This is a genomic window from Telluribacter sp. (assembly GCF_035998675.1).
Classification (GTDB): Bacteria; Bacteroidota; Bacteroidia; order Cytophagales; family Spirosomataceae; genus Telluribacter.
In genome coordinates this window covers 1-19,236 of record NZ_DASYHI010000022.1, presented here as the reverse complement: position 1 = coordinate 19,236, position 19,236 = coordinate 1, and the positions used below count along the sequence as shown (strand labels likewise).

General features: G+C 44.6%; 20 protein-coding genes. 13 read left to right on the top strand and 7 right to left on the bottom strand.

Annotation, left to right across the window (positions count from 1 at the left end; all coding sequences use genetic code 11):
• Window positions 1-34 precede the first annotated feature (34 nt).
• Window positions 35-1,354 carry a Fe-S cluster assembly protein SufD gene (gene sufD / locus VGN67_RS19525; RefSeq protein ID WP_327488575.1) on the bottom strand — a complete coding sequence of 440 codons (1,320 nt, stop codon included), beginning with the start codon at window positions 1,352-1,354 and terminating at the stop codon, window positions 35-37.
• Between the two features lie 40 nt (window positions 1,355-1,394).
• A complete protein-coding gene (gene sufC / locus VGN67_RS19520) occupies window positions 1,395-2,153 on the bottom strand; it encodes a Fe-S cluster assembly ATPase SufC (RefSeq protein WP_327488574.1) in 759 nt (252 codons plus the stop codon).
• A 407-nt stretch (window positions 2,154-2,560) separates the two neighbouring features.
• Between sufC and VGN67_RS19515 the strand changes: the two genes are divergently transcribed.
• The 4 genes from VGN67_RS19515 (at window position 2,561) to VGN67_RS19500 (ending at window position 6,343) form a co-directional block, all read left to right on the top strand.
• Window positions 2,561-4,018 carry an arginine deiminase family protein gene (locus tag VGN67_RS19515; RefSeq protein ID WP_327488573.1) on the top strand — a complete coding sequence of 486 codons (1,458 nt, stop codon included), beginning with the start codon at window positions 2,561-2,563 and terminating at the stop codon, window positions 4,016-4,018.
• A 100-nt stretch (window positions 4,019-4,118) separates the two neighbouring features.
• Window positions 4,119-5,075 carry a citrulline utilization hydrolase CtlX gene (gene ctlX / locus VGN67_RS19510; RefSeq protein WP_327488572.1) on the top strand — a complete coding sequence of 319 codons (957 nt, stop codon included), beginning with the start codon at window positions 4,119-4,121 and terminating at the stop codon, window positions 5,073-5,075.
• 201 nt (window positions 5,076-5,276) lie between these two features.
• A complete protein-coding gene (locus tag VGN67_RS19505) occupies window positions 5,277-5,741 on the top strand; it encodes a PA2169 family four-helix-bundle protein (RefSeq protein ID WP_327488571.1) in 465 nt (154 codons plus the stop codon).
• 140 nt (window positions 5,742-5,881) lie between these two features.
• Window positions 5,882-6,343, top strand: a complete 462-nt coding sequence (locus VGN67_RS19500; RefSeq protein WP_327488569.1) for a PA2169 family four-helix-bundle protein — start codon at window positions 5,882-5,884, stop codon at window positions 6,341-6,343.
• Window positions 6,344-6,440: 97 nt separating this feature from the next.
• Here VGN67_RS19500 and VGN67_RS19495 read toward each other — a convergent pair whose 3' ends face one another.
• Window positions 6,441-6,875 carry a hypothetical protein gene (locus VGN67_RS19495; protein ID WP_327488568.1) on the bottom strand — a complete coding sequence of 145 codons (435 nt, stop codon included), beginning with the start codon at window positions 6,873-6,875 and terminating at the stop codon, window positions 6,441-6,443.
• Window positions 6,876-7,397: 522 nt separating this feature from the next.
• On the opposite strand from VGN67_RS19495, the gene VGN67_RS19490 reads away from it, so the two are divergent.
• On the top strand, window positions 7,398-8,543 hold the full coding sequence (locus tag VGN67_RS19490; protein ID WP_327488567.1) for an AI-2E family transporter: 1,146 nt from the start codon (window positions 7,398-7,400) through the stop codon (window positions 8,541-8,543).
• 114 nt (window positions 8,544-8,657) lie between these two features.
• Here VGN67_RS19490 and VGN67_RS19485 read toward each other — a convergent pair whose 3' ends face one another.
• Window positions 8,658-9,032, bottom strand: coding sequence for a response regulator (locus tag VGN67_RS19485; RefSeq protein WP_327488856.1), 375 nt, complete (start codon window positions 9,030-9,032; stop codon window positions 8,658-8,660).
• 312 nt (window positions 9,033-9,344) lie between these two features.
• Here VGN67_RS19485 and VGN67_RS19480 point away from each other — a divergent pair, with 312 nt between their 5' ends.
• The 3 genes from VGN67_RS19480 to VGN67_RS19470 all read left to right on the top strand — a co-directional run bounded on the left by VGN67_RS19480 (window position 9,345) and on the right by VGN67_RS19470 (window position 10,617).
• Complete coding sequence (locus tag VGN67_RS19480; protein ID WP_327488566.1) at window positions 9,345-9,647, top strand: YtxH domain-containing protein; 303 nt, start codon at window positions 9,345-9,347, stop codon at window positions 9,645-9,647.
• A 150-nt stretch (window positions 9,648-9,797) separates the two neighbouring features.
• Entirely contained in the window at window positions 9,798-10,175 is a 378-nt protein-coding gene (locus VGN67_RS19475; protein ID WP_327488565.1) for a phage holin family protein, read from the top strand.
• On the top strand, window positions 10,150-10,617 hold the full coding sequence (locus tag VGN67_RS19470) for a hypothetical protein (protein WP_327488564.1): 468 nt from the start codon (window positions 10,150-10,152) through the stop codon (window positions 10,615-10,617). The genes VGN67_RS19475 and VGN67_RS19470 overlap by 26 nt, the downstream gene beginning before the upstream one ends.
• Window position 10,618: 1 nt before the next feature.
• Here VGN67_RS19470 and VGN67_RS19465 read toward each other — a convergent pair whose 3' ends face one another.
• Window positions 10,619-11,035 carry a response regulator gene (locus VGN67_RS19465; protein WP_327488563.1) on the bottom strand — a complete coding sequence of 139 codons (417 nt, stop codon included), beginning with the start codon at window positions 11,033-11,035 and terminating at the stop codon, window positions 10,619-10,621.
• Between the two features lie 13 nt (window positions 11,036-11,048).
• A complete protein-coding gene (locus VGN67_RS19460; RefSeq protein ID WP_327488562.1) occupies window positions 11,049-12,491 on the bottom strand; it encodes a sensor histidine kinase in 1,443 nt (480 codons plus the stop codon).
• A gap of 264 nt (window positions 12,492-12,755) precedes the next feature.
• Here VGN67_RS19460 and rpoN point away from each other — a divergent pair, with 264 nt between their 5' ends.
• The 5 genes from rpoN (at window position 12,756) to VGN67_RS19435 (ending at window position 18,991) form a co-directional block, all read left to right on the top strand.
• Window positions 12,756-14,210, top strand: coding sequence for an RNA polymerase factor sigma-54 (gene rpoN / locus VGN67_RS19455; protein WP_327488561.1), 1,455 nt, complete (start codon window positions 12,756-12,758; stop codon window positions 14,208-14,210).
• 23 nt (window positions 14,211-14,233) lie between these two features.
• Window positions 14,234-15,667 (top strand): sigma-54 dependent transcriptional regulator, encoded by a 1,434-nt coding sequence (locus tag VGN67_RS19450; protein WP_327488560.1) that lies wholly within the window; start codon window positions 14,234-14,236, stop codon window positions 15,665-15,667.
• Between the two features lie 21 nt (window positions 15,668-15,688).
• The gene (locus VGN67_RS19445) at window positions 15,689-17,203 is read left to right on the top strand and encodes a sensor histidine kinase (RefSeq protein WP_327488559.1); all 1,515 of its coding nucleotides are present in this window, start codon (window positions 15,689-15,691) and stop codon (window positions 17,201-17,203) included.
• Between the two features lie 19 nt (window positions 17,204-17,222).
• Window positions 17,223-18,650: a hybrid sensor histidine kinase/response regulator gene (locus tag VGN67_RS19440; protein WP_327488558.1), complete on the top strand. Its 1,428-nt coding sequence runs from the start codon at window positions 17,223-17,225 to the stop codon at window positions 18,648-18,650.
• Window positions 18,651-18,817: 167 nt separating this feature from the next.
• Entirely contained in the window at window positions 18,818-18,991 is a 174-nt protein-coding gene (locus VGN67_RS19435; protein ID WP_327488557.1) for a hypothetical protein, read from the top strand.
• A 125-nt stretch (window positions 18,992-19,116) separates the two neighbouring features.
• On the opposite strand, the gene VGN67_RS24590 is transcribed toward VGN67_RS19435, so the two are convergent.
• The coding region (locus VGN67_RS24590; protein ID WP_414717289.1) for a transposase at window positions 19,117-19,236 on the bottom strand (120 nt) is incomplete at its 5' end.

Sequence of the window (19,236 nt, the reverse complement as noted above, 5' to 3'; positions counted from 1 at the left end):
TACCTGTCAAAGCGCATGCCCGACAGGTACCGGTTTACTTTTTGGCCAGCTTCTCCGTAATTACTCCTTCGAGATGCTCGCGGATAGCATCAATCTTGATCTGACTTATTACGTCTTCGCAGAAGGCGTACATCAGCAGCGTCATGGCCTCGGTTTTGGAAATACCCCTGGAACGCATGTAGAAAAGAGCCTCTTCGTCGAGCTGACCGGTAGTAGTACCGTGTGAGCACTTTACGTCGTCGGCATAAATTTCCAGCTGCGGTTTGGTATTCATGGTAGCATCCGGTGAGAGTACCACGTTTTTACAGGACTGGTAGGCGTTGGTTTTCTGAGCATCCTGACGAACAAAGATTTTCCCATTGAAAACACCCGTAGACCGGTCGCGCAGTACGCCTTTGTACAACTCGCTGCTGTACGAGTTGGGCTGACGGTGGTCAGCGAGGGTGTGGTTATCAATGTGTTGTTTTTCGTCGGGGAAGTACAGGCCGTACATAAAGGCTTCGCAGTGCTGACCGTCCAGCTCAATAGTCAGGTTGTTGCGGATAAAACCTCCGTTGAGCGTCACCGTAGCCGAATAAAAGTGGCTGTTATCCCGGATATTTACGTGGGTGGTACCAACGTGGTAGGCCTTTTCGGCCTCGTTCTGCACTTTATAATATTCTACATTGGCCCCTTCGGCTACGAAGATCTCGGTTACGGTATTGGTCAACGACCGCTCTGAACCAATGGTACGGTACGACTCGGCCATCTTGACCTGCGCATTGCGGCCTACTACAAAAAGGTTACGGGGATTGGAGCCCACGTTTTCGGTACGGGCGTCGGAGATAAATCGCAGAATAATTGGCTGTTCAACTACCTTACCGGCTGGTACCTGAATAAACACACCATCGTGCGCAAAAGCGGTATTCAGCGCTGTGAAAGCATCAGATTCGCTTTTTGCCAACTGTCCAAAATAGGTAGTGGCCAGTTCAGGATTTTCCCGGATAGCCTCGTAAAGTGGCTGGATTGTAAGCTGGTCGGGTGGAGAAACGAGGGTAGAAAGCGACGCTTCGTACCGGCCGTTGATAATGTATATGATATTACCGGAAAGGTTGGCTATTTTCAGTGCATCAATTACTTCTTCGGTAACGGCATGCTCACCATTGAACTGGTACTGGTGGCTGATCATGTCGCGGACATTGCTGTACTTCCACTCTTCATGGCGTGGGGTAGGAAAGCCTCTTTCCTCAAATATACCAAGCGCCCGGCGCTTGGTCTGATGGAAATCGCTTTGCGCTTCCCCGTTCATTACCTCTTCACGGGCGTAAAAGTCGGTAACTAAGCGGGTCTTTAGATCTATGGTTTCTGTACTCATTGCGTCAATTAACTTTATGTTTTGCAGAAAGTAGCACCGCTTACAAAGCGTGTTCTACTTCGGCCTTGATCCAGTCATAGCCTTTTTCTTCCAGTTCCAGCGCCAGCTCTTTCGGCCCTGACTTTACAATCCGGCCCTGGTACAGTACATGTACATAGTCAGGAACAATATAGTCAAGTAAACGCTGGTAGTGAGTAACCACAATGGTGGCGCGCTCGGGAGAGCGGAGCTTATTGACCCCTTCGGACACAATCCGGAGGGCGTCAATGTCCAGACCAGAGTCAGTTTCGTCCAAAATAGCCAGCCGGGGTTCCAGTACAGCCATCTGGAATATTTCATTGCGCTTTTTCTCACCTCCCGAAAACCCTTCGTTAAGGGATCGCTTCAAAAGGGAGTCATTCATATTAACCAGCTTGGCCTTTTCACGAACCATTTTCAGGAACTGAGCGGCGTCCAGGGGGTCTTGTCCTTTATGCTTGCGAATTTCATTGACAGCGGTCTTCAGGAAGTTAATGGTCGTCACGCCGGGTATTTCAACCGGGTACTGAAACGCCAGGAAGATACCTTCGGCGGCACGGTCTTCGGGTGCCATATCCAGTAGGTCTTTTCCCTCAAACTGTACTGATCCGCCCGTCACCTCGTATTCTTCACGTCCGGCCAGTACAGAAGCCAAAGTACTTTTTCCGGAACCATTCGGTCCCATGATAGCATGTACTTCACCAGGTTTTATTTCCAGGTTGATACCCTTAAGTATTTCTTTGCCTTCGATGGAGGCTCGCAAATCATTGATAGTGAGCATAAAATTTCTACGCAGTTAATAAATTATAAAAAGTACGCAAAAGTACTAAGCTTTGGCGGTTAAAGAAAATCGGAGCAGAATGTTTCAAAACACCCTGTTTCCACTCTTAATAACCCCTAATGCAGCGTGCTTGTTCCTTAGGGGGGAGTTTTTTAATGCACCTTGAAAATCTGTTAGTTAGGTACTTGTCAGCCCGTTCCTGAACCCGGCCGGAAAGATTCCGTACGGGTACCCGGGTTCAGGAACGGGCAGGGCTTATTTTGGTGTTAATTGAAAGAAAAAGCTTTGGAATTCTTCGGAAAGGGGGGAAACAGGGTAGTCGTCCGACCGTGGCGCAGGCCGTTTCCTGCCGCTTTTTATTCAGAAATAAACAACTTACTTTGCGTTCAGAAGCATTTCATCAACTTATGAAAAACAGTAAACCTCTTTCTAACCGAATAAAAGTAACATCTGAGGTAGGGCGCCTGCGGCGCCTGCTCATTCATAGTCCGGATCGGGGTCTGGGCAAAGTAGTACCTTCCAAAGCACAGGACTGGCTTTTTGAGGATATTGTCCACCTCGACACCATGCGCCGCAATGAATATGATTACTACGTAAAGCTGCTGCTCTATTTTCTTGACCCCGACAAAATAAAAGGAAAACTAAGCGCCATTGATAACGATAATAACCGGAGCTTTTACAAACCGGGAGTTGAGGGGTACTTCAATTCGGACCGGGTTATTGATCTACAGCGACTGCTGTGCGAGGTACTTGAAGAGGAAGTAGTACGTACTACACTCATTGCTTCCATTTGTGGGATTGAGCGATGTTCCTTCCAAACGCAGCAGGAGTTAGGTACCTACGATTCGGACGAACTGGCTAAGATTTTTATTTCGGGCTCGCTGCCGGATAAACGAATGCTATTTGCTCCCCTGCCTAACCTGATATTTACGCGGGATATAGGTATTATTATTAATGATCATATCCTGCTTAATAAACCCGCCAAGTCGGCCCGGACCCGGGAGTCATTACTGGCGCAGTATATATTTTTCCACCATCCGCTGTTTGCCGGGTACCGCGACAAGATAATAGAGATACCTAACAACGAAAACCACTTTTTGCTGCCCAACGACGAAAAAATAAGCGATTATAATCGTACGACACTGGAAGGAGGCGATGTTATGATGGTGGCACCCCGTCACCTGCTGATTGGCTGTAGTGAGCGAACTACCCTTTATGCCGCGCAGCAGGTTATGAAGTTGCTTTTTGAGCGAAATGTCGTGGATACGATTACGATTATCCAGATTCCCAAGAAACGGGACTACATGCACATAGATACCGTTTTTACGCAGGTAAAAAAGAATATGTGGGTACTCCTGAGCTCCCTGGCGCGGCAGGGCGACGAGTCGAAGAAAAAAGATGTGCTGCATTTCTTTGCGCCCAAAGCCATGACCGAGGACATGAAGATTATGCAGTTCTTTAAAGGACTTGAGCACAAGCCCATTGAAATTGAGAACCTCGAAGACCTGCTGACGGATATAAGTCAGAATGACCTGGGGGCCAAGGAACAGGTAAAGTTTATATATTCCGGCAATAATGAATTCCCCTTTGGCGAACGGGAGCAGTGGACCGACTCCTGCAACCTGCTGGCCCTGAAAGATGGCGTAGTGATTGGCTACGACCGGAACGATAAAACCCTGGAGGCTTTCCGGGAGGCCGGATTTCGGGTAATAAAGGCGGCCGATTTACTGGAAAAGTTTGAGCAGGGTGAGCTTTCTCCCGATACAATTTCGGATACGTATATCATGCTTCCCTCGTCCGAACTTTCGCGCGCCCGCGGGGGTTCACATTGTATGAGTATGCCTTTGCTCAGAGACGAACTTTAAAGAATTCCCCAACCGGACGGTTAGAAGTATATTTTTCTTGCTATCAGACAATTTCATGAGTAAATTAGCAACTAGTGAATCAATGAACCCATCCCAGCTTATGCGCAGTATTCGTACTTCCTCACAGGTACAGCCACAGTCTACTTCCCGTATTCTGATGGTCAGGCCGGTGCAGTTTGGGTTTAATGATCAAACTGCCGGGAGCAATGAATTTCAGGATCGGGAATTTGCCGACGATAACCGGGACGTAGCGCAAAAGAAGGCCCTCGAGGAATTTGAGAACATGACAGCCCAACTGCAATCAATGGGTGTGGAATTGGTAATTATTGATGACACGGCCAGTACTTATACGCCCGATTCTATTTTCCCCAATAACTGGGTGTCTTTCCACCAGAGTGGGAAGGTGGTACTATACCCTATGATGGCTCCCAACCGCCGGGCCGAGCGCCGCACAGATATTATTGAAAACCTCAGAAAATCTTTTCACGTAGAGGAAATCATTGATCTTACCCATTTTGAGAACGAAGGTAAGTACCTGGAAGGTACCGGAAGTATGGTACTGGACCGTCGCTACAAAATAGCTTATGCCTGCCTGTCACCGCGTACCCACCCGGATGTTCTGGACGCTTTTACTGAGGCTACCGGTTACGAGGTAGTGAAATTTGAGGCTTCTGATGAAAATGATGTACCTATTTACCACACCAATGTACTTATGTGCGTGGGGGACACATTTGCCATAATTTGCCTGGATGCCATAAAGAATCCGGACGAGCGGCACGCCGTTCGTTCCATTCTGGAAGAAACCGAGAAGTACATTGTTGAAATAACCCTGGATCAGGTAAGGGGTTTTGCCGGTAATATGCTGCTGGTACGTAATAAGAAAGATGAAAAGATGCTGGTTATGTCAACCAGCGCATACGAATCTTTAACGTCCCAGCAAATAGATGCTTTGGATGATTATGCTGTGCTTTTCCACGCGGACCTTTCCATGATAGAAGGAAACGGAGGAGGTTCGGCCCGTTGTATGATGGCGGAGGTACATTTACCGTTAAAGTAGCCGTATCTAATAGTAATTAGTAAAAAAGGTGCCTGTACATGTTTCGTACGGGCACCTTTTATTTTGATAGACAATACGGCTCTTCAGACGCTCAATTTGTGAAACAGCAGTTAAACCCCTTGCCCCACGATTTGAAAACAGAGCTGCTGGCAAAGTTTTTTGAGTTTCTGGATAATTAATTTCATTTAAAAAGAAACACTCATGGACCATAGCATTGAAAAAGCCCAAAAAGAGCTCAATAATCTTATTAAGCTCCATTATGACCGCACTGAAGGGTATGAGCACGCAATAGGCGACACCAAAGATGCGGATCTGAAATCGTTGTTTGATACTTATGCTAACCAGAGCCGGGAATTTAAAGCTGAACTTAGCAGCGAGATGAAGAAGTACGGGGGCGAAATACCCTCTGACAATAAGTTCCTGGGCGATATCCACAAGGCCTGGATGGATTTGAAAGCAGCGGTTACCAGCAATAGCCGCGAGTCGGTACTAAGTTCGTGCGAGTTTGGGGAACAGACCATCCTGGGAGCCTACGAGGATGTCCTGAAATACGATGAGGATGACACCCGGATTCCCATGGCATTGCGTACGGTTTTACAAAAGCAGTATGAAACAATTAAGAGTGCCTACAACCGTATTCGGCAGTTGCACTCCGTTACTGACTAATTTAAGGCAGTAATGGTCTAAATCGGGGGACAGTTTTTCGGGCTGTCCCTCTTTATTTGCTACTTAGGTTCTGAAAATATTTAAGAATTGAAAACCAATTCTAATCATTTAACCCAATATTAAATCTTAATAAGCACACCATGGCAAACTACGATGAGAAAATTCATAATTCATTACAATCGCTGGTAAAACTGCATATTGATAGAATCAACGGCTATGAACACGCGAAGGATGATACGGACGATCAAGACCTGATTGTACTTTTTGATCATTATGTATCACAAAGTTCTAAGTTTAAATCTGAATTGAATAGCCAGCTTATTAACTACAAAGGCGAAGTACCTGATGACTCTACCTTCACTGGAAAACTACACAAAACCTGGATGGATTTAAAGTCAGCTTTGACCAATAAGGATCGGGAGGCCGTTCTGAATGAATGTGAAAGCGGAGACAACGCCCTGAAAGAAGGATATGAGGAAGTACTCAATAATGAAAATCTTATCTTACCCATGGAGTTACGAAACGTAATTCAAGAGCAGTACGCTGAAATTCTGACGGCTTATGATCGTATCAGGGTACTTCGGAAGGCGGCATCGCACTAAATTTTAGAGGAGAAGGTACAAAAAAACGCCGCTCTCATGGAAAGCGGCGTTTTTGAATTTAGTCAACCAGATGAGCCATTATCTTCTATTATTGTTATTAATCGTTGTCTCCATCAAGTTCGGTACGGATTTCAGTGATGGCGTTATTTACGCCCTTTTTGAAATCCTGCCAGGTTTCCTCGGTTTCATTTCCCAGGCGCTCAAGTGAACGGTTCAGGTCGCTACGCTTATTCTGGAGGCGTCCTTTACGCTCGTTCCACTCCCTTTTCTCGCTGGCAGTAGCCCGCTCCATCTCCCGATCTGTTTCATCAATTTCTCTGTCAATATCAGTAACAGTACGGTTTATTTCAGCCCGGGTTTCATTTCTTTCTTCTTCCCATACGGCCTCGGTGTTTTCGGCGTTCCGCTCTATATCATTACCAGCAGATTCAGCGGTATCGTTGGCTTCCTGCTGGGTTTTTTCAGAGCAGCTGGTGAATGATAGGGTACCTAGTGTTAGCATGGCAGCCAACAGATATGATGTCTTTTTCATTTTTGTATGATGTTAGGTTGTGATTAAATGTACCTTCCACAAAAGAAGGAAAATGCATTACTAGTATACGAAAAATGAATACCAACGCCGTAAAAGGGCCCTAGGGGAGAATAGATGTAGAAATTACTTCCCGAAAAAGAGTAAAATGGTGAAAGGATGTACTCAGAAATATATTTCTGGTAGGTATATACGCTAAAATCTATTTTAAATCGTTGGCACAACTTTTTTAGTGAAAAACGCAAGCAACACATTGGAGAAGCGTAAGTATTTACTCATGATACGATGTGGTGGTTTATGGTTAAGGAAGCAAAATAGTCGGGTTGTCTAACCTGACTATTTTTTATGTCCGGATTACTGTAGATCTGTGGTGTGGGGGTTTCAAGGTGAGGAAAATTGTACTCAACTAAGTTACCTTTTGTGCTTCCTGGTCCATAAAACAAAGAATTAAAAACCTGGCTTGCGAATTGTAGGGTGATTGGTAATCCATTAATCATTATTCAACTCTGCATACCCGCGTTTTCAATGAATGTTACCAAACCATATCCCAATGTTCTTCGCATAGCAGCCATTATGGTGGTGGTGACGCTGGGTGTTTACTGGATGATTTATCTCCGGGGCTTCCTGGTACCAATCCTGGTTTCTATTCTGCTTTCCATTCTGGTATCACCTATAACCTTGCAACTGGAAGAAAAAGGAGTACCCCGTATTCCTGCAATAGTGGCAACAATAGTATTATTCTTAGGATTGATCGCCGGCATCATGTATTATGTAACCATGCAGATCGCCGAGATGATCGCGATTTGGCCGGAGCTACTCCGTAAGGGGAGGGAATGGCTTTGGGAGCTTCAGCTAATGGGGTACCGGACTTTTGGATTTCAGCCCAACAGTCAAATGAACAAATTACAGGAAATGTCCGCGGCCATGCTTAGTGATAGCGGGTCAGCCTTTCTCTTCCGGATCACTGCCACCCTGGCCGATGCGCTTTTAGTCCCTTTGTACATGTTCTTTATGCTATACTATCGTAACTTCTTCTGTAGCTTTTTGTACAAGTTATTAGGTAGGGAAGAAAAGCTACGGGTCAATCGCATTTTGTTCAGGATATATGATGTGGTACATAACTACCTGGCCGGCTTGTTCATAGTAATGGTAATAGTAGGCTCCCTCAATACCATCAGCTTACTGGTATTAAACATTGAGTACGCCGTCTTTTTTGGCTTCTTCGCGGCGGCGCTGTTACTTATACCTTATATTGGGGTAATAATCGGTTCACTGCTGCCCATTGCCATGGCCCTCATAACCAAGGACTCTCCCATGTATGCCGTGGGGGTAGCGGGTGCCTTTGTAGCCATACAGTTTATTGAAGGAAACTTTATAACGCCCTATATAGTTGGCTCCAAAATTAGTATTAATCCCTTAATGGCGATTATAGCGCTGGTCCTGGGTGGAATTATATGGGGGGTATCCGGGATGGTACTGGCCTTGCCAATGATTGCTATTATTAAAGTAGTGTTCGATCATTCTGAACGGCTCAAACCCTTTGGTTTTGTCCTGGGAGAACCCTCCCCATCCGATAACGAAAGCTTGTTAAGAGAAGAAGACGCAGAGATCCGGCCTAAAAGAAGAATCCAGGGGCCAATTGCAACGCAGGTAATTGATGAAGTGGCTTAGGGTTAAAAAGCCAGCAATCTAATATAGAAATAATGCAAAAGGGAAGCTAATTTAGCTTCCCTTTTGCATTATTTCTATCCCTACTTGCGCCTACATTTCAGCCAAAAGGTACTTCTAGTCACTTAGCGGTGTCTGATTATTAATGATTCTTGTGATTTCCCCAAAACTGATAGGCTTATCAAGAAAGTAGTCGGCTCCTTTTTTCAATGCCTCTTCCCGAAGGTTGGACATGGCACTCATCATAATAATCTGTATTCCCAACGAATTCTGTTTGATGTTCTCAATCTCATTTATCCCCTTTCCATCCGGAAGGTTATTGTCCAGAAGTAACCACTGTGGTTTAAGCTCATTCACAATAGCCAATCCTTCGCCAATTGTTGTTGCGACTTTTATGGTAGTAGATGGAGATTTCATTTTTACCTGCCGAAGTAAAAAATTCTGAATCAATATGCCTAGATCTACTTCGTCTTCTATAATTACTATTCTCATAATTGGCACATTAATAAGCAAGTTCAATCTAGTGGGTTGTGTGATAGTGGCCATTTTTTGATATAAACTTACAAGGTACTCAATTTTAATTGAGTATTAATGAACCTTTAAAATAATCTTGCCATGATTAGTCAAATGTATTGAAACGGCAAGGACGAGCTGATTGGAATATCATTCCACATAATGTAGAAAGGGATTCTCGGATGTACCTGAATATGTAACCAAAAAGGGCGAATACCTCTATGGAACAAGCTTTTTCATAGGTACAGAAGCATTATTATAACTAACACTCTAAACTTAAAAACAAAAATCATGACTAACAGCAAAGTATTTTGGGGAATTGTAACAGCCGCTGCGGCCGGAGCTGTTATCGGAATGCTCTTTGCACCTGAAGAAGGTACACAAACACGCAAAAAAATCAAGAGATCGGCCAATGACTGGGCAACCGACATGCTGGATACTCTGGAGCAAAGCAAGAACAAAGTGCGCGATGCCACTTCCCGACTTAGCAACGAGAGTCATGACATGAAAGAGAAAGCTTATGATAGGACTGAAGATGCACTTGATTCAGCGAAAGAATCAGTTCAAAGAAGCAGAACCAATTCAAATATGTAACCAGGTAGCTTTCAAAAGCTGAAGGTAAACGGGGTAGTGCAACCAACCTGGACAGCATTACCTCAAATTTAAGCTTATAATTACCATTTCCTACGTATATCCACACCTATATACACACTATTAATAACAACCATTAAGTCAAGAAACTTTATGCTACTGCAAGACGCCAAATCAAAAGCCGAAGAGACCTTCGGACATTTAATCGAATATGCAGAGGCTCGATGGAATGTAATCGCGCTGCAGATCTCTGAAAAGTCTGCCAATGCTGCTTCTGCTGTTATTACAGGATTAAGCCTGGCTGTGATTGGCTTAATATCCCTGCTTTTTGTGAGCATTGCCCTGGCCGTATGGTTAGGTGACCTGCTCAATAGCCTGCCCCTCGGATTCGTCATTGTAGCAATTATCTATGCCATAGTGGGTGGAGTGTTATTCAGCAATCGCAAAAAGTGGATTTTTATTCCAATAATGAATTCTATTCTTGAATCTCTATACCGCGAAAAAGATGACAATGATAAAAACAGTAGATGACCTTCGGGCACAACGAGCCCTGGCGCACAACGACCTGGAGGTAGCTAAGTCAAAGTTAAAGGATGATACCGATACCTGGCTTGGTGAAACAGAGCCGGTCCGCAGAGCGACTTTTTTCATGGGCGATTTATTTAAGAATCGTTACCAGGGTCTTGCTGCCAAGGGAATTCAGGCAGGTATTACCGCAGTACTTGGAAAAACAGTGCTGAAAAAGCTGCCAACTCCTTTAAACTTCGTAGTTCCTCATATGCTTAACAACGCTATTGTGAACTTTACGCACCGGCACGGTGAAAAATGGTTGATAATGGGACTACGCTGGCTGAAGGATGTTACCGAAGAAAAACCAGAAGAATACGAAGGCGGCTATGAATATACAACTACGGCGGTAGTACCTGCTACGGACGCAGACGCTGTTACACCACAAACAATGATTCCCTCCTAAGTTATGAGGGAATCATTGCTGTATTGAGCCAAAAGTCGCTTATTTTTTGAATAACGTCTTTTAGGTGCTCATAGCTGGATGGCTTAACTACGTAGCTATTAGCGCCCAGAAAATAGGAAGTATTGACGTCGTCGGGGGCTTTGGAAGTACTAAAAATAATGATTGGAATTGAACGCAGCTGTTTATCCGTCTTAAGTACCTTAAGTACTTCACGACCGTCGCGCTTAGGCATGTTCAGATCCAGCAATATGAAAGAAGGAGAACCGTTGCCTGAGGTAGAACTCAGGTGATTAAGCAATTGATCGCCATCTTCAAAAAACAGTATGTGGTGGGGAATATTATTATCCTCAAATGCCGCCTGAACCAGAAACCGGTCGTCTGCGTCATCATCTGCCATTAAGATGCTCTGATTCATCATATTGCTTTAATTACTAGCTGATAAATGGTTGTAAAGGCAAATATACATAAAAATTGGCACCTTTTCCTTCCTGCCCTTTGGCAAAAATATATCCATTGTGGTTGGATATAACCCGGCGGCAAATAGAAAGACCTATCCCAGTGCCCTCAAACTCGTCTCGGGCGTGTAACCTTTGAAAAATTACAAATATTTTTTCTGCATATTCAGAATTAAACCCAATACCGTTATCTGAAAATTCTATCAGATAAAACTGTACATCCTGATGAGCAGGTTTAATAGCCGGGATTTCACTTCCTTCCACTAATTTACAAGAAATAGTAATATAAGGTACTATATCCGGCCTACTATATTTTATAGAATTAGAAAGTAAGTTCTGAAACAGCTGTACCATTTGTACGCGATAAGCTTTCAGAACCGGTAAGCCTGAGGACTTGATAATAACCTTTTGGGTAGTTATAGTTTCAGAAAGGTTGTACTTTGCTTCTTCCAGAACATCATTCAAATCTACCCGCTGCACGTTAGCTCCCGGTTTTACCAACCGGGAAAATGATAATAAGTCGTTGATCAGCAGCTGCATACGCTGGGCAGAATCGTTGACCTTGTAAAGCATAAGCTGAGCTTCATTCTCCAATTTAATACTGTATTTTAAAAGCAGTCTATCCGAAAATGACTGAATTTTCCGCAGCGGCTCCTGCAGGTCATGGGAAGCTACGTAGGCGAACTGTTCAAGTTCATTGTTGGAGCGGTTAAGATTCTCAACCTTATTCTCCAGTTCAATCCGGTAAAGATTATTTCGTTTAAGTTCGCGGTCAAGCAAAATAAAAGAAGACGACAAAAATACCAGAGCAACCAGCATAATAACCCAATTGTACCTGAACACCTGCTGCTTGTAGTTATCCCGGCTTTGCATCCGAGTGTGCATCAGCTTATTTTCTACCTCGGTTATTTCTCTGATCAGCCGGTTGGCCTGTTCAATATGCCCGCTTGCTTCCCGTAGCATTGCCTGTTGTTCCTGCTCCCCGAGTTGAACGGTACTGTCGGTCCAGTATATATTGGTGCGGTCGTACAGGTTATCGAGGGTAGTTCTTAGTACCTGTACACGTTTGTCCTGCGGAGGACTTTCCATTAGTGTATCCAGTTGGTCAAGTAAGGGGTTCAGGTCATCAATGCTTTTAAGGATTGCTCGTTTATTTGCCGTATCTTTAAGTAAAAGATAGGTGCGGCCGTGGTAAATAGTTTCGTAAAGCTTGGACGAAACTTTTTCCAACGTTATCAGTACACGTTGAGTATGGTCAACCCGCTCCGAGTAAAAGATAAGTTCTTTGTTAATAGTATGGTAGCTGTACGAAAGCGCTATAATCAGCATTATGGAAATACCAAACAGAAACCGGATGGCCCAGGTTAGCTGCCGTTCATCCAGGGATCTGTTAAGTAATCGCAGAGAAGAAAGATTCATTAGAGAGTAGGGCTGAGTAAAAAGTACACAAAATGGATAAGAATACACAAGTTGTAGAAAAATTTACTCATTAAAAAGGGGTACATTTACAGTGCCAGTCAGGTAAATTATAGACATAAAAAAAATAACTGTTCTATAGGTAGCTAAATTGACAGTTAAGAGGTTAGTGACATGGTACTTATGTCAAAAACAGAACCAACTTGTTTGAAAGGGCTCACGTGGAATCGATTTTGAGATATGGTATCACAAAATTATTAAATAAGTATGCAGCGACAAACCCAGGTTCAACGGCAAACGTTGAAATATTCTCCGCTACAAATTCAAATGCTTAATCTGTTGCATTTGACCACTTTGGAATTGGAGCAGCGTATTAAGGAAGAAATGGAGGAGAATCCTGTGCTGGAAGAAGGCAAGGACGAGAATTCAACCGAGGAAGAAAAAGTCGAAGATTTACTGGACCCAGGCGAAACGGTAGGGGTAGGTGACGATGATGTTCCTGCCATGCAGGACTACTACGACTGGGACGAATTCAGGGACGACGATATTCCCGACTATAAAACCTATGCTAATAATCAATCGGCTGATGATGAGCTTTATTCCCGACCTATGGTGGAGACCATTTCCTTCCGGGACGAGCTCAAAGAGCAGGTACACTTCCTAAGGCTCAACGAGCGGCAGCAGCTGGTTGCCGACTTTATTCTGGATTCTTTGGACGAAGATGGTTTTTTACGTCGTGATAATGATGTTATAGCCGACGATATTTCATTTGCCAACAGCATATTTGTTGACCCCGAAGAAGTAGATTTAATGCTGAAAATGATCCAGCAGTTAGATCCGCCGGGTATCGCCTCGCGTGATCTGCGGGAGTGCCTGCTGATACAGCTGGACCGCCTGAACCACAAGGGCAATAGCTGGGAGTTGGCCCGTAAAGTAGTGGCCGAAACCTTTGACGAATTAGGCTCCCGCAATTACGAAAAAATAATGCGGGTACTTGAAATTGACGAAGAGGAACTAAAAAACGCGATTCAGCTCATTACTTCGCTGAACCCAAAACCGGCCTCTGGACTTCGAAACGACTCACTCATTAATGATAGTATCAAACCGGATTTTCTGCTGCGTTACCTCGACGACAGTGAGATAGAGGTCCAACTGGCCTGGGGTAACAGCCCCGCTTTGCGAATGAGCAGGCTTTTTACGGAAATGGCCCAGAAAAAGAATGACCGCGCCACCAACCAGTTCCTGCGTAATAAAATCAACTCCGCCCGTTGGTTCATTGACGCCATCAAGCAGCGTGAAAATACCATGCTCAATACCCTAAAGGCCATTGTTAAACTTCAGTACGACTACTTCCAGACCGGAAATATCAAGAAGCTACGTCCCATGATCCTGAAGGATGTGGCGGAACTGATAGGGATGGATATATCTACCATCTCCCGCGTCACTACCAATAAGTACGTTCAGACTCCGTTTGGCATTGTTTTGTTAAAAGACTTGTTCACAGAAGGAGTAGCCAAGGAAGACGGCACCGAAGTTTCTAACCGGGCCATCCAGGAAGCAATACGCGAAATTGTAGAGGTAGAAGACAAGCGGCATCCCCTAAATGACCAGCAAATAACCGATATGCTAGCTGAACGTGGATACAATGTGGCCCGGCGTACCGTGGCCAAGTACCGCGAACAGTTAAATATACCAACGGCCCGCTTACGGGTAATGATATAAGGCAAACCCATTACCAAATGTCTATGAAAAAAATACTAGTGGTTGATGACGAAGCGGATATCTGCATGCTGCTTAAGCGTTTTTTAACCAAAAATGACTTCGCGGTAGAAACCGCCCAAACCGGTAAACGAGGCTTGCAGTTGGTTGATGAGTTTAAGCCAGATCTGGTAATGACTGATTTCCGTTTGGGTGATATTACCGGCTCTGAGTTATTAATTAATATCAAATCAAAACTTCCCCACATCCCCGTACTTATCATTACCGGCTACTCTGATATCAAGGTAGCCGTAAACGTAATGAAGCAGGGGGCGTATGACTATATTACCAAGCCCCTGTTCCCGGATGAGATTCTGGTGACTGTAAACAAGGCACTTAAAGATGCCGAGTCAGAGGCGGATGAGGTAGTACCTCAGGTGGACACCGATGTAAAGGGGGCTGCTGCAACACCCGGCAAAATGCCTTTTAAGCTGAAGTCCGGCTATATCATGGGCCAAAGCAAAATTGCCGAAGAACTCTATCGTCAGATAGACCTGGTGTCCCCTACCAACTATAGCGTTATCATTTACGGGGAGAGCGGTTCCGGTAAAGAAGCCATTGCCCACGAAATTCACAACCGGTCAAATCGCAAAAACAAGCCTTTTGTAGCCATGGATTGTGGGGCTATTTCCAAGGAACTGGCCGGTAGTGAACTGTTTGGTCACGAAAAAGGCTCCTTTACGGGTGCTCTTCAGACTAAGGTCGGCCACTTTGAAATGGCCAATGGAGGTACCTTGTTTCTGGATGAAGTAGCCAACCTGTCGTACGAAATCCAGATGGCCCTGTTGCGGGTGGTTCAGGAGCGACGTATGCGCCGGATTGGCGGTAATAAGGAAATAGAACTGGACGTAAGAATAATAGTAGCCAGTAACGAAGTACTGCTGGATGCCACCAAAAAAGGGAAATTCAGGGAAGACCTCTACTACCGCTTCAACGAATTTACCATAGTGGTACCCTCCCTGCGTGACCGCAAGGAGGATATAATGCTTTTTGCGGAGGCGTTTCTCGAAAGTACCAACGACGAACTCAACAAACAGGTGAAAGGCTTTAGTGATGAAGTTGTAAGCGACTTCATGAACTACGAGTGGCCGGGTAACCTGCGTGAATTAAAAAATATTATCAAACGCGCCACACTGCTTTCCGACGGTGAGTATATAGAAGAAAAAACGCTACCCTTTGAAATAGTAAATTTCCATAAGCTAAAAGAACTGGATACCGAGTTTGGTACCATGGCGGCCATGGAAACTATTCCCGAAGCTGAGCAGAAACCGAGCTTGAAAACGGTGGCCAATGAAGCCGAATACGATATGATCATGCAGGTGCTTCGTCAGGTAAACTTCAACAAAAGTAAGGCTGCCCGCTTGCTGAATATTGATCGGAAAACGCTTTATAACAAGATGAAGCAGTTTGATATGCAATAAGTCCTTTCGTTTAGATTAAGAATGACCAATTTGAAAAAGATATTTCATTCTTTTGGTATAAATGACCTTTTGAATGCTTCAACCAGCGGCTTGCTTCTGTTCAAAAAAGAAAAAGGAGCAGGCGGGGTAGGGGAGCAAATTGTATGTACGGTAGATAATGCATCGGCTCAGCGGCTTACGGGAAAAACTACGCTTACGGGAAAAACATGGGAGAATATTACCGGTCTGGAGGTCAGTACTTTACCGACGAAGATTGAAAATTCAGATACCGAAGTGTTTTTTAGTAAGTCCGACACCTGGTGCCGGGTAAGTAATGTGCCCATTGATGAGTACCACTTTTTGTGCACGCTATCGGATATTACCACCAGAAAAGGCCTTGAAAACCGGTTTGGTTTAAACCATAGGTTGCTGAAAGAAGCCGAGCTGACCATGCGGTTTGGTAGCTGGACCTGGGATTTGTCACGGGGAGAGCAGGGGGCGATTGAGTGGACTGACGGTACCTACTCGCTGTTTGGTTATAGTTCCAAAGATTTTACTTCGGTTATTAACTATGAGTTTTTTCTGAAGCATGTACATCCCGATGACCTGGAAATAGTGGATACTGCTATTAAATCCGCGATTCAACAGGGAGAAACATTTGTGGTGGAGTATCGGATTATTACCGTTACCGGTGAAGAAAAAAATGTGGTGAGCCGGGGGCAGTTGGTCAGCGACGAGCTGGAGAACAAATTGATTTATCTAGGTAGTATTTTTGATATTACTTCCTTAAAAGTTATTCAGAATGAATTGGAACGAAGGGTTGAGGACCTGAATAAGTCCAATGAAGACCTGGAGCAGTTTGCCTACGTAGCTTCCCATGACCTGCAGGAGCCGCTGCGGAAAATAGTATCATTTGGCGAGCGGCTGGAGAGCAGAAGCCGCGGCGCCCTTAACGAAGAGCAACGGCTATACCTTGACCGCATCCTGAACGCTACCCGGCGTATGCAGGAAATGATTAGCAACCTGCTTGAGTTTTCGCGGGTAGCGCGCACCAAAGAAGGTTTCCTGCCAACGGACCTAAACACTGTACTTAAGAGTACTTTAAGCGACCTGGAAATTACCATTCAACAGAAAAACGCCCTGGTCATGATTGGCGACCTACCCGAAATAGAAGGTATACCGTCCCAGATGTCGCAGCTTTTCATGAACCTGCTGTCTAACGCCCTGAAATTCTCAAAAAGGGAGGTGCGGCCAATCATCAAAATTGAATCGGAGTTTTTGAAAAACAGCGAGGTTATCAGGCAAGGACTGGTACCTGACCGAGGATACGTTCGGTTAACGGTAAGCGATAACGGTATTGGGTTTGAAAACGAGCAGTCCGGCCGAATATTTACCCTTTTTCAGCGTTTAAGGGGCCGATCTGAATTTGAAGGAGCCGGTATTGGACTTTCCGTTTGTAAAAAAGTAGTGGAAAATCACTGTGGCACGATTGAGGCCAAAGGTGTACCCGACGGGGGTGCCACATTTATTATAGTACTTCCCATTAGTCAATCATGACTTTACCTCTTTCTTTCCAATGTTAGATAAATCTATCAATGTCCTGCTTGTTGATGATGATGAAGACGACTTCCTACTCACGAGCGCTTGTTTCAATGACCTTGATAAGTGGAATTTTAGCCTTACCTGGTGCCCTACCTATAGGGAAGCCATGCATAATATTAAAACCTGCAAGCACGATCTTTATATTTTTGATTTTCTGCTGGGCGAGCGAAATGGGATCGAACTACTTAGTGAAGCCCTGGAAAATCAGTGCGAAGAACCCATAATTCTGCTGACCGGTAAGGGCGATGAAAAAGTAGCCGTGGAGGCCCTTCGCCTGGGTGCTGCCGACTACCTGGTAAAAAGTGAACTCGAACCCCAGATTCTTGAGCGCAGTATTCGTTATGCCCTGGAGCGAACCAATGTACTTAAAGCACTTCGCCAAAGCGAAAGGAGGTACCGCCGTATATTTGAAGAGTCCAAGGATATGCTTTTTATCAGTGACCTGAAGGGGCAGGTACTTGATTTTAATCTGGCCGCCGTACAGCTCACGGGCTATGATTCAGCAGAATTACTGACCCTTTCATTAGTAGAAATGCTGGATGGGCAGGAGATGAAGGGTATCTGGCAGGAAATAAAAACAGGTACTGACCTGCACGACCGTGAAGTAAAGATAACAACCAAGGAGGGGGAGAAGAAGTACTGCCTGATGTCGGCTTCGGTGGAGGTAGATTTTGAGTCAAGGTATATACAGGGACGCCTGCACGACATTACCTCGCGGAAACAGTCAGAACGGGAGCGACTGTTTTCAGAAAAACTGGCGGTTACCAGCCGGTTGATCAGGATGCTGGCCCACGAAGTACGTAATCCGCTTACAAATGTAAATTTGTCGGCCGAGCAACTGGAATCAGAGCTGGAAGATGAAGACCAGAAGTTTTATACCCAGATTATAAAGCGGAACTGTACCCGTATCAATGACCTAATTACGCAGTTGCTGCAGTCGTCACGACCCAACGAAATGACCCTTTTGCCGACAAGCATCCATCAGATACTTGACGAGGCCCTTAGTGTAGCCCACGACCGGCTTCAGCTTAAGAAAATTGAAGTTTCGAAACAGTACGAAAGCGAAGACCTGACCCTGCCTTTGGACGCCACTTCCTTGCAGATAGCCCTACTTAATATTATTAATAACGCTATTGAAGCAATGGAGGAAAATAAGGGGATACTCAGGGTTACCACGCGGCGCTACGAGCAGGATATACAGGTACTAATAGCCGACAATGGCTCGGGAATAAGTGAGGAAAATATGCGTAAAATTTTTGAGCCTTACTTTACCGGCAAAAAGGCCGGTATGGGAATTGGTCTGGCTACTACGCTGAGCATAGTAGAGTCGCACCAGGGCCGCATTGACGTTCAGTCGGAGGAGGGAGTAGGTACCGTGTTTACGTTAAGCTTCTCAGCCTGAGCAGGTACTCCCCAATTTTTGGCAAATACCCAAACTGTTGACCACAGGAGACGCAATTATGTGAAATAGTTTCCTCAACTTTTTTACTTTAACGGGCAATAAATCATTGAAATAATTCGGGTATACTTTTAGTCTCCTATTCAATCCAGACGATAAATAGGGGACTTATGGAAATGCTGATCGTATTTATTCTTTCAATGATTATAGGGGTACTGGCTGCTTACCGCGTTGAAAAAATGTCAAAAAAGTCTGGCCGTATCAACAACTCCGGCTCTACTTCTTCTGACCTGCGAATGACCATCCGGCAGTTTGAGAAAAAGGCTCGTCAGATCCATTTTTAAAGTATTTCATTCTCTTCCCGATTTAAAAGTTTTAATTTCATCCAGTATCAGCTTTTATTATTCCATAGGTACCAATTCACCTTTCAGAAGTTTTCTTTCTTAGTTCTTAGATTATGTTTTGGAAACTAATTTGGCATTCTATTTAGGAATATGGTTGCAAAAGCGATTTGTATCATGGCCTCAGAAGATTCTACGGTTTTCTCATAATCCTTAGCCAGTCGGCGTCTGAAATTGAGCCATCCAAA